Here is a 9,837-nt window from a genome sequence, read left to right as displayed (position 1 = left end):
GTGGAGCTGCATGACAAGGTCATCGGGCATTATCTGAACATAAAACACTATCAGTAAGTTGGAGTCATTACCGAAAAGAAAGGTTAATTATTGGTGTTAGCTATATAAAAAGTAACAACAGCAATGCATATGAATAATTAAAGGTTATGCAACGTGCAAAGATTAAATTTCTCAGTGGTTGCTGTACTTGCGTTTGTTGCTCTTGCCGGATGCGGCGTAAACGCCTTATCCGGCCTACAGTTCATTGCAAATCCATTCAATTTCAATGCACGATGTAGGCCTGATAAGCGTAGCGCATCAGGCAATTTTAATGTTTAACTTCCCTGTTTAATCAGTTACTGCTGGCGTAGCTGGAGATCCAGCGGCGTTTTGCTGGGTTCGCCGCCAATTTCTCGCGCCAGTTTCGGCACCAGATATCCCGACACCAATGTCAGCAACTCACGCATAATCTGCCGTGCTTCGTCATCACTCACCATAAAATGCGCCGCGCCCTGTACTTTATCTAGCACATGCAGGTAATACGGCATCACGCCGGCATCGAACAACGCATTACTCAGGTTTGCCAACGTTTGTGCGTTATCGTTCACACCACGTAACAGAACGCTCTGGTTAAGCAGGGTGACACCGACACGGCGCAATTTAGCCATCGCCTGACGGAACGTTTCATCTACCTCATTGGCATGATTGATGTGATTCACCAGCAAGATTTGCAGCGTAGAACGGGCAAAGCGTTCAACCAGCGCCTCGGTGATACGTGCCGGGATCACAATCGGCAGACGGCTGTGAATCCGCAGACGTTTGATATGCGGGATGGCTTCCAGTTGTGTGAGCAACCAGTCCAGCTCGTGCTCTTTCGCCATCAGCGGATCGCCGCCGGAGAAAATCATCTCGTCCAGTTCCGGATGCGCAGCAACATACTCAAGTGCAGTCTGCCAGTTACGCTTGTTGCCCTGATTTTCGGCATAGGGGAAGTGGCGACGGAAGCAATAGCGGCAATTTACCGCGCAGCCGCCTTTGACCAGCAAAAGCGCCCGGTTGTGGTATTTATGCAACAAACCAGGCACTACGCTGTGCTGTTCTTCCAGTGGGTCGGTGGAGAATCCGGACGCGACGACAAACTCATCTTGCGAGGTAAGTACCTGACGCAAAAGAGGATCGTCCGGATTGCCTTTCTCCATGCGATCGATAAATGAGCGGGGCACACGCAGGGCAAACAGCTTTTTGGCGCTGCGTCCGGCCAACAGTTTTTCGTCCGCGTCTATATTCAAAAGACGCAGAAGTTCATCAGGATCGGTCACAACATCGGCAAGTTGCGTTAACCAATCTTCTCTGGATGGGGTATTTAGGGTTACAATATGCGCCATTTTGTGGCTTAGCTACCAATTAACAAATTTCAGAGGGCCTTATGGCAACGTACTATAGCAACGATTTTCGTGCTGGTCTTAAAATCATGTTAGACGGCGAACCTTACGCGGTTGAAGCGAGTGAATTCGTAAAACCGGGTAAAGGCCAGGCATTTGCTCGCGTTAAACTGCGTCGTCTGCTGACCGGTACTCGCGTAGAAAAAACCTTCAAATCTACTGATTCCGCTGAAGGCGCTGATGTTGTCGATATGAACCTGACTTACCTGTACAACGACGGTGAGTTCTGGCACTTCATGAACAACGAAACTTTCGAGCAGCTGTCTGCTGATGCAAAAGCAATTGGCGACAATGCTAAATGGCTGCTGGATCAGGCAGAGTGTATCGTAACTCTGTGGAATGGTCAGCCGATCTCCGTTACTCCGCCGAACTTCGTTGAACTGGAAATCGTTGATACCGATCCGGGCCTGAAAGGTGATACCGCAGGTACTGGCGGCAAACCGGCTACCCTGTCTACTGGCGCTGTGGTTAAAGTTCCGCTGTTCGTACAAATCGGCGAAGTCATCAAAGTGGATACCCGCTCTGGTGAATACGTCTCTCGCGTGAAGTAATGCGGTTGTGGTGCGGCCTGCAGGCTGCACCATCACTTATTCAGGTCAGAGATGATGAAACGCCTTATCGTTCTTGTTTTGCTTGCCAGCACGCTGCTCACGGGCTGTAACACCGCTTGCGGTTTCGGCGAAGACATCAAACATCTCGGTAACTCCATCTCTCGCGCTGCCAGCTAATTTTTCTTCTCTTCCGAAAAATCATCAGATTTCCATCATTTTTGGCGATGTTGTCTATTATTAATTTGCTATAGGCAAACATAAATAACATTACCTAAAAGGAAGACGTTATGGTGAAGAAGACAATTGCAGCGATCTTTTCTGTTCTGGTGCTTTCAACAGTATTAACTGCCTGCAACACCACGCGTGGCGTTGGTGAAGACATTTCTGATGGCGGTAACGCGATTTCTGGCGCAGCAACGAAAGCGCAGCAATAAGCAATAACGGTACGACAGCAGTGTCGTGCCGTTTGTTTTTTCTGCGATCGTCATAAAGGTAATAGTTGAAATTCCCCTGCCACCTGGCAAAATATCCGTTCAACCATCAGCTTTGCAGGACGACCTGCAAACGCCTCTTTTCACCGGGGACGGCCCCAAATTTCCGGAGCCTGATATGTCCTGGATTATCTTAGTTATTGCTGGTCTGCTGGAAGTGGTATGGGCCGTTGGCCTGAAATATACCCACGGCTTTAGCCGTTTGACGCCGAGTGTTATTACCGTGACGGCGATGATAGTCAGTATGGCGCTACTTGCCTGGGCGATGAAATCGTTACCGGTAGGGACGGCTTATGCCGTGTGGACGGGTATTGGCGCAGTCGGCGCGGCCATCACCGGCATTGTGCTGCTCGGTGAGTCCGCTAACCCGATGCGTCTGGCGAGTCTGGCGTTAATCGTATTGGGGATTATTGGTCTGAAACTCAGCACTCACTAACTACCGGGCTGCTGTACCCAAATAAACTTACTGACATCAAACCCTTCCCGGGTCGCGACTGCCAGCATCTCCTGTTTCACTTCGTCAGAAATGGTTGGCGTGCGGGAGAGTATCCACAGGTAGTCGCGGTCCGGGCCGCAAACCAGCGCATGGCGGTATTCCCGATCGAGTGCAATAACGTTATAACCGCCATAGAAAGGACCAAAGAATGACACTTTCAGCGCAGCGCGAGTTGGTGCGCCGGTAAAGTACGCTTTCCCTTCACTCTGCTGCCACATTCCTCTGTCAGGGTTATAGCCTTTATTAATGACATTCAGGCCGCCGTCATCACGCAGGCTGTATGTTGCGGTGACTTTTTCCAGTCCACGTTCAAAACGGTGATCAAAACGGGCAATCTCATACCAGGTACCGAGATAACGTTTGGCGTCGAAATTATTCACTACGGTCACGCCACGCGGCGGCGTAGGAAAACTACAGGCAACGACCAGAAATGCAGCTGTCGCTGCGGCAACGAGAGGGAGCAGGCGCATAAATGTTTCCTTACTGGTTTTTTTCTAAGTGTAGATGACAGCAAGGAAAAGCGCAGAAAAGGTCCGAAAATTCGGACCCGATGAAATTTTACTGTAGAGCGTTGAGAATCTGACAGGCGGCGGCGACTCTCGCTGGATTGGGATAGTTTTTGTTAGCCAGCATCACGATACCCAGCTCTTTTTCTGGAATAAACGCGACATAGCTACCAAATCCGCCGGTCGCCCCCGTTTTATGTACCCATGATGCGCGTACTGCAGGAGTTGGGGGCTTAATCGCTTTTACCGGGCGTGCTGCCAGTGCAATTTTATTGTCACTGCCGTTAATGATGCTGTCAGGATTGACCGGCCAGTCCAGCATTTCCCAGCCCAGGCCCTGATACATATCGCCGGTTTGCCAGTAGCGAGATTGTGCCAGTTGTATCCCTTGTTGAAGCGTTTTCTCATTGATATCAAGGGGGGGTAAATTGCTTTGCACCCAGCGGGCCATATCTTCAATGGTCGACTTCACACCATAAGCTTCAGCATCTAACGCCCCTGGCGAAACATGCACTGCCTTACCTTCGCGATATCCCCAGGCGTAATTCTTTTCTTCTGGGGGAGGTACATTAATCCACGTATGGTTGAGTTTGAGTGGCTGGAAGACACGAGTTTGCATCGCCTGCTCAAAACTCAAACCAGACGGCTTCACAGCCAGTGCGCCGAACAAACCGATACTGGAGTTGGCATACAGACGTTGTGTTCCTGGAGCCCATGCAGGCTGCCAGTTTTGATAGAAGCGCAGCAAGTCGCTTGAGGATTTCACTTCATCCGGCACCTGCAATGGCAGGCCGCCAGCGGTGTAGGTCGCAAGATGTAATAGTGTGATCCCATTCCACTGTTTAGCGGTAAGTTCAGGCCAGTATTTTGTTGCGGGATCGCTTAACTTGATTTCCCCTCGAGCAATAGCGTCGCCACCAAGCACGCCCGTAAATGTTTTGCTGACCGAACCTAACTCAAACAACGTTTGCTGTGTGACGGGCTGCTTTTTGGCGATGTCCGCATAGCCCCAGGTAAAGTAATAAGGTTTACCCTGATAAATTACCGCCACCGCCATACCGGGGATCTTTTGTTGCTCTATAAGCGGGGTAATTGTGCGATGCACAATATCGTTGATTTGTTGAGGGGCAGCAAATGTGGAGTAAGAGGCGGTAATTAATAAGGCGCAGAGCGTCGTTTTGAACATAAGGTCTGGTTTCCATACAAAACGGCCCGCCATAGGCGGGCCGGATTTACATTGGCGATGCGTTAGATTGTAACGACACCAATCAGCGTGACAACTGTCAGGATAGCAGCCAGACCGTAGAAAACCCATTTGCCCGCAGGCACGTGGATTTTCAGATCGTGCATCGCGTGGTGCATACGGTGTAAACCACACCACAGCGGCAGAACGATCATCAGGAACAGGAATACGCGACCAATGAAGCTCTGCGCGAACGCCAGAACGCGCTCGTAGCTCAGCGCATCACCCGGAAACAGCCCCAGTGGCAGCAGAATACCCACCAGCAGGATCATCACCGGCGCAATAATTGCGCTCCACATACCACCGGCCCCGAAGAGGCCCCAGAATACCGGTTCGTCAGAACGCTTTGGATTTGGATTAATCATCTCAGGCTCCTTACCAGTACAGGGCAACAAACAGGATTACGATGGTGGCAACCACAGTTACCGCCCAGAGACTTTTGATAATTGGCTCTGGTCCCATTTTTTCGTCTTTTACAATGATATTGGCCGCTTTCGGTGCCAGTTCAAACCAGGTTTTGGTGTGCAGCAGAGCTGCCGTCAGAGTGATCAGGTTAATGATCACGATAACCGGGTTTTGTAAAAAGTCGACGAATCCCGCCCAGGCTTCCGGGCCATTTTTCAGGGCAAACAGCGCGAAAATCAGTTCAATGCTGAACCACACAGCCGGAACCGCCGTGCCTTCGCGCAGCATGTAAAAGCGATAAAACGGCAATTTTTTCCACCAGGTGGACGTCATTGGCCGTACATACGGTTTACGTTTAGTCGTCATGTTGCACTCCTTAGCGTGGTTTCAGGGTCGCGATAAGAAAGTCTTTCGAACTTTCTACTTTGCCCTGCTGAATGGCCGCAGCCGGATCGACGTGTTTCGGGCAGACTTCGGAGCAATAGCCCACGAAAGTACAGCTCCATACACCGTTCTGGCTGTTCAACTGCGCCATACGCTCCTTCTTACCGTGGTCGCGGCTATCTTCGTTATAACGATGCGCCAGCGTAATGGCAGCCGGACCGATGAACTCTGGGTTCAGGCCAAACTGCGGGCACGCGGCGTAGCACAGACCACAGTTGATGCAACCGGAGAACTGGTGATACTTTGCCATCTGCGCCGGGGTCTGGATGTTAGTACCCTGATCCGCGGTGCGGGAGTTGCCGATGATGTACGGTTTGATCGCTTCCAGACTTTCGATGAAGTGGGTCATATCGACCACCAGATCGCGTTCAATCGGGAAGTTAGCTAACGCTTCAACCTTCATACCGTCGGTGTAATCACGCAGGAAGGTTTTACATGCCAGTTTTGGCACGTTGTTAACCATCATGCCGCAGGAACCACAAATCGCCATACGGCAGGACCAGCGGTAACTCAGGTCCGGTGCCAGGTTGTCTTTGATGTAGCCCAGCGCATCCAGTAATGAGGTAGTTGCGTCATAAGGCACTTCATAGAATGCGCTATGCGGTGCGGTATCGACTTCCGGGTTATAGCGCACCACCTCAATTTTCAGGTTTTTCATCTCAGCCATTCGCCTTCTCCTTATTATTGGCTGCTTCCGCCTTATCGGCTGCATCCGCTTCGCCACCGTAAACGCGTTTAGCTGGCGGCAGCGTAGTAATCTTCACGTCGCTGTACTCCAGGCGAGTCGTGCCATCAGCATCGCGGAAGGCGAGGGTGTGTTTGAGAAAGTTGACGTCGTCACGCTCGGTGCAACCTTCGTCCAGACGCTGGTGTGCGCCGCGGGACTCTTTACGTGCCATTGCGGAGTGCGCCATACATTCAGCAACGTTCAGACCGTGGCTCAGTTCAATGGTGTAGAGCAGGTCGGTGTTGAACACGCTGGAGGTGTCGGTGATGCGCACGCGCTTGAAGCGTTCCTGCAGCTCTGCCAGCTTGTCGATGGTTTTCTGCATCAGTTCCGGCGTACGGTAGATACCGCAACCTTCTTCCATTGCCAGGCCCATTTCGTCGCGGATCTTCGCCCAGTTTTCGCCGCCATCCTGGTTAACTAGATCTTTCAGACGTTGTTCAACGCCAGCTGCCTGCGCTTCAATTGCCGCTTCGTTGCCATTACCGGCAGTTGCTGCACGCTCTGTCGCTTGTTCACCGGCCAGACGGCCGAAGACCACCAGTTCCGCCAGGGAGTTGGAGCCCAGACGGTTTGCACCGTGCAGACCAACAGAGGAACATTCACCCACGGCGAACAGACCTTTAATGCGGGTTTCACAGTTCTGATCGGTTTCGATACCGCCCATGGTGTAGTGTGCAGTCGGACGTACCGGAATCGGTTCTTTAACCGGATCGACGCCAACGTACGCTTTCGCCAGTTCGCAGATGAACGGCAGACGTTCATGCAGTTTTTTCTCGCCGAGGTGACGCAGGTCGAGATAAACCACATCACCACGCGGCGTGGAGATGGTGTTGCCTTTACGCCATTCGTGCCAGAAGGCCTGAGAAACTTTGTCGCGTGGACCCAGTTCCATATATTTGTTTTTCGGCTCGCCCAGCGGAGTTTCCGGGCCCATGCCGTAATCTTGCAGATAACGGTAGCCATTTTTGTTGACCAGAATACCGCCTTCACCACGGCAGCCTTCGGTCATCAGGATACCGGAACCTGGCAGACCGGTTGGGTGATACTGAACGAATTCCATGTCACGCAGCGGAACGCCGTGGCTTAGCGCCATACCCATACCGTCACCGGTAACGATGCCGCCGTTGGTGTTGTAACGATAAACGCGACCCGCACCGCCGGTAGCCATAACGACCGCGTTAGCACGGATCTGCACCAACGTGCCTTCCATCATGTTTATTGCTACCAGGCCGCGAACATGACCATCATCAACCAGAATATCCAGCACGAAATGTTCGTCAAAACGCTGGATCTGCGGGAATTGCAGAGAGGTCTGGAACAGCGTGTGCAGCATATGGAAGCCGGTCTTATCGGCGGCGAACCAGGTGCGCTCGATTTTCATGCCGCCGAAGCGACGTACGTTGACGCTACCATCCGGGCGACGGCTCCATGGGCATCCCCACAGTTCCAGTTGGGTCATTTCGGTTGGGCAGTGGTGGACGAAATAATCCACGACATCCTGCTCACACAACCAGTCGCCACCCGCTACTGTATCGTGAAAGTGATATTCGAAGCTGTCATGATCCTGCGCGACAGCGGCGGAGCCCCCTTCTGCAGCAACGGTATGGCTACGCATCGGGTATACTTTTGAGATTAGTGCGATTTTTGCATTTGGATTTGCCTGCGCGGCAGCAATTGCAGCACGTAATCCCGCGCCACCGGCGCCTACAATGGCAAGATCGGCTTGAAAGGTTTGCACGACATTCCTCCAGATTGTTTTTATCCCACAGCCCCGTACTTCAGGGTAAGTGCCTGAAAGTTACGGTCTGCGAACGCTATTCCACTGCTCCTTTATAGGTACAACAGTATAGTCTGATGGATAAGTCTGAAATTTGACGAGATCGATTTTTTTAGTGCGCAAGAGGGCTAAATTATCACTGAAGATGATTAATTTAATTACTAAACCATCAGATCGTGCTTTTTTTAGTCACTGCCCACCGCTGTTTGATTCCTGCGTAAAATTTGTCTCGCCGTCGCGTTGCGAGTAGACTTCGTGCCCTTGTCAAAAACTGGAGATTTAACTATGAGCGAAACGGCATCCTGGCAGCCGAGCGCATCCATTCCTAACTTATTAAAACGCGCGGCGATTATGGCGGAGATCCGTCGTTTCTTTGCCGATCGTGGAGTGCTGGAGGTGGAGACGCCTTGTATGAGCCAGGCGACGGTAACCGATATTCATTTGGTCCCGTTTGAGACACGTTTCGTTGGCCCCGGGCATTCGCAGGGGATGAATCTCTGGTTAATGACCAGCCCGGAATACCATATGAAACGCCTGCTGGTTGCTGGTTGTGGGCCGGTATTCCAGCTGTGCCGCAGCTTCCGTAATGAAGAGATGGGGCGTTATCACAACCCTGAGTTCACTATGCTGGAGTGGTATCGACCGCACTATGATATGTACCGGTTGATGAACGAGGTGGACGATCTCTTACAACAGGTGCTGGACTGCCCGGCAGCAGAAAGCCTTTCTTATCAACAAGCTTTCTTGCGTTATCTGGAAATTGACCCGCTCTCTGCCGACAAAACGCAACTGCGGGAAGTCGCAGCGAAACTGGATTTGAGCAATGTTGCTGATACCGAAGAAGACCGCGACACGTTGCTACAATTGCTGTTTACCTTTGGCGTAGAGCCAAATATTGGTAAAGAAAAACCGACCTTTGTGTACCACTTTCCAGCCAGCCAGGCATCACTGGCGCAAATCAGTACCGAAGATCATCGGGTCGCTGAACGCTTTGAGGTTTATTATAAAGGTATTGAGCTGGCGAATGGTTTCCATGAATTAACGGATGCCCGTGAGCAGCAACAACGCTTTGAACAAGATAACCGTAAGCGCGCGGCGCGCGGTTTGCCGCAGCACCCCATTGACCAGAATCTGATTGAAGCCTTGAAAGTCGGTATGCCTGACTGTTCCGGCGTGGCATTAGGTGTTGATCGTCTGGTGATGTTGGCGCTGGGCGCGGAGACACTGGCTGAAGTCATCGCCTTTAGCGTTGACCGGGCATAATTCTGAAAAATTACTGAATTAACAGCGAAGAATGGCGTGATAAGCGCCATTCTGCAGCATATGTTTTCATTTTTCCGTTAAAGGCCACAATTTAAGACTGGATATTTGATATCATCCAAGTATCAATTCTGTATTGGTTTTTACGCTGCCTGCTCAATGTTGCGCAGTGCAGTTCAGTGGGCACGTGTTATACACGCGCTGAAATGAAGGATGGTTTCATGCCTCACACGATAAAAAAGATGAGTCTGATAGGACTCATATTGATGATCTTTACTTCCGTATTTGGATTTGCCAATAGCCCATCGGCTTATTACTTAATGGGTTATAGTGCGATTCCCTTTTATATATTTTCTGCATTGTTATTCTTTATTCCATTCGCCTTAATGGTAATGACTCCAACTTACTGATAGTGTTTTATGTTCAGATAATGCCTGATGACCTTGTCATGCAGCTCCACCGATTTTGAGAACGACAGTGACTTCCGTCCCAGCCTTGCCAGATGTTGTCTCA

At 51.0% G+C, this 9,837-nt stretch carries 14 protein-coding genes and 1 pseudogene; 7 read left to right on the top strand and 8 right to left on the bottom strand.

Annotated elements, in window-relative coordinates; genetic code table 11:
* The gene (locus tag ABZJ92_RS18670) at window positions 1-57 is read left to right on the top strand and encodes an IS1 family transposase (protein WP_003032489.1); all 57 of its coding nucleotides are present in this window, start codon (window positions 1-3) and stop codon (window positions 55-57) included.
* Window positions 58-335: 278 nt separating this feature from the next.
* Here ABZJ92_RS18670 and epmB read toward each other — a convergent pair whose 3' ends face one another.
* On the bottom strand, window positions 336-1,364 hold the full coding sequence (epmB, locus tag ABZJ92_RS18665; protein ID WP_000940534.1) for an EF-P beta-lysylation protein EpmB: 1,029 nt from the start codon (window positions 1,362-1,364) through the stop codon (window positions 336-338).
* Window positions 1,365-1,405: 41 nt separating this feature from the next.
* On the opposite strand from epmB, the gene efp reads away from it, so the two are divergent.
* From efp to sugE, 4 genes are all read left to right on the top strand, one after another.
* Window positions 1,406-1,972 (top strand): elongation factor P, encoded by a 567-nt coding sequence (gene efp, locus ABZJ92_RS18660; protein ID WP_000257278.1) that lies wholly within the window; start codon window positions 1,406-1,408, stop codon window positions 1,970-1,972.
* 51 nt (window positions 1,973-2,023) lie between these two features.
* Window positions 2,024-2,149, top strand: a complete 126-nt coding sequence (gene ecnA / locus ABZJ92_RS18655) for a lipoprotein antitoxin entericidin A (RefSeq protein ID WP_000977756.1) — start codon at window positions 2,024-2,026, stop codon at window positions 2,147-2,149.
* A 110-nt stretch (window positions 2,150-2,259) separates the two neighbouring features.
* A complete protein-coding gene (ecnB, locus tag ABZJ92_RS18650) occupies window positions 2,260-2,406 on the top strand; it encodes a lipoprotein toxin entericidin B (protein ID WP_000239596.1) in 147 nt (48 codons plus the stop codon).
* A 175-nt stretch (window positions 2,407-2,581) separates the two neighbouring features.
* Window positions 2,582-2,899, top strand: coding sequence for a quaternary ammonium compound efflux SMR transporter SugE (gene sugE, locus ABZJ92_RS18645; RefSeq protein ID WP_000118482.1), 318 nt, complete (start codon window positions 2,582-2,584; stop codon window positions 2,897-2,899).
* On the opposite strand, the gene blc is transcribed toward sugE, so the two are convergent.
* From blc to frdA, 6 genes are all read right to left on the bottom strand, one after another.
* Window positions 2,896-3,429, bottom strand: coding sequence for a lipocalin Blc (gene blc, locus ABZJ92_RS18640; RefSeq protein WP_001238362.1), 534 nt, complete (start codon window positions 3,427-3,429; stop codon window positions 2,896-2,898). The two genes, sugE and blc, sit on opposite strands and share 4 nt — an antisense overlap.
* Window positions 3,430-3,517: 88 nt before the next feature.
* Window positions 3,518-4,651, bottom strand: a complete 1,134-nt coding sequence (locus ABZJ92_RS18635) for a BlaEC family class C beta-lactamase (RefSeq protein ID WP_005053920.1) — start codon at window positions 4,649-4,651, stop codon at window positions 3,518-3,520.
* Between the two features lie 62 nt (window positions 4,652-4,713).
* Window positions 4,714-5,073 carry a fumarate reductase subunit FrdD gene (gene frdD, locus ABZJ92_RS18630; RefSeq protein ID WP_000609663.1) on the bottom strand — a complete coding sequence of 120 codons (360 nt, stop codon included), beginning with the start codon at window positions 5,071-5,073 and terminating at the stop codon, window positions 4,714-4,716.
* Window positions 5,074-5,083: 10 nt separating this feature from the next.
* Window positions 5,084-5,479, bottom strand: a complete 396-nt coding sequence (frdC, locus tag ABZJ92_RS18625) for a fumarate reductase subunit FrdC (protein WP_000208747.1) — start codon at window positions 5,477-5,479, stop codon at window positions 5,084-5,086.
* A gap of 10 nt (window positions 5,480-5,489) precedes the next feature.
* Window positions 5,490-6,224, bottom strand: a complete 735-nt coding sequence (gene frdB, locus ABZJ92_RS18620) for a fumarate reductase iron-sulfur protein (protein WP_000829498.1) — start codon at window positions 6,222-6,224, stop codon at window positions 5,490-5,492.
* Entirely contained in the window at window positions 6,217-8,025 is a 1,809-nt protein-coding gene (gene frdA / locus ABZJ92_RS18615; RefSeq protein WP_001192964.1) for a fumarate reductase (quinol) flavoprotein subunit, read from the bottom strand. The genes frdB and frdA overlap by 8 nt, the downstream gene beginning before the upstream one ends.
* 324 nt (window positions 8,026-8,349) lie before the next feature.
* Between frdA and epmA the strand changes: the two genes are divergently transcribed.
* Both epmA and ABZJ92_RS18605 read left to right on the top strand, forming a co-directional pair.
* Window positions 8,350-9,327 carry an elongation factor P--(R)-beta-lysine ligase gene (gene epmA, locus ABZJ92_RS18610; protein ID WP_000004771.1) on the top strand — a complete coding sequence of 326 codons (978 nt, stop codon included), beginning with the start codon at window positions 8,350-8,352 and terminating at the stop codon, window positions 9,325-9,327.
* Between the two features lie 218 nt (window positions 9,328-9,545).
* Window positions 9,546-9,716: pseudogene (locus ABZJ92_RS18605) on the top strand (glutamate/gamma-aminobutyrate family transporter YjeM); the annotation flags it as partial.
* A gap of 11 nt (window positions 9,717-9,727) precedes the next feature.
* On the opposite strand, the gene ABZJ92_RS18600 reads toward ABZJ92_RS18605, so the two are convergent.
* The coding region (locus ABZJ92_RS18600; RefSeq protein WP_025764036.1) for an IS1 family transposase at window positions 9,728-9,837 on the bottom strand (110 nt) is incomplete at its 5' end.

It is taken from the genome of Shigella sp. FJ200513 (assembly GCF_040495915.1).
In the GTDB taxonomy this organism is placed as follows: domain Bacteria; phylum Pseudomonadota; class Gammaproteobacteria; order Enterobacterales; family Enterobacteriaceae; genus ECMA0423.
This window is presented reverse-complemented; position numbering and strand designations above follow the sequence as displayed.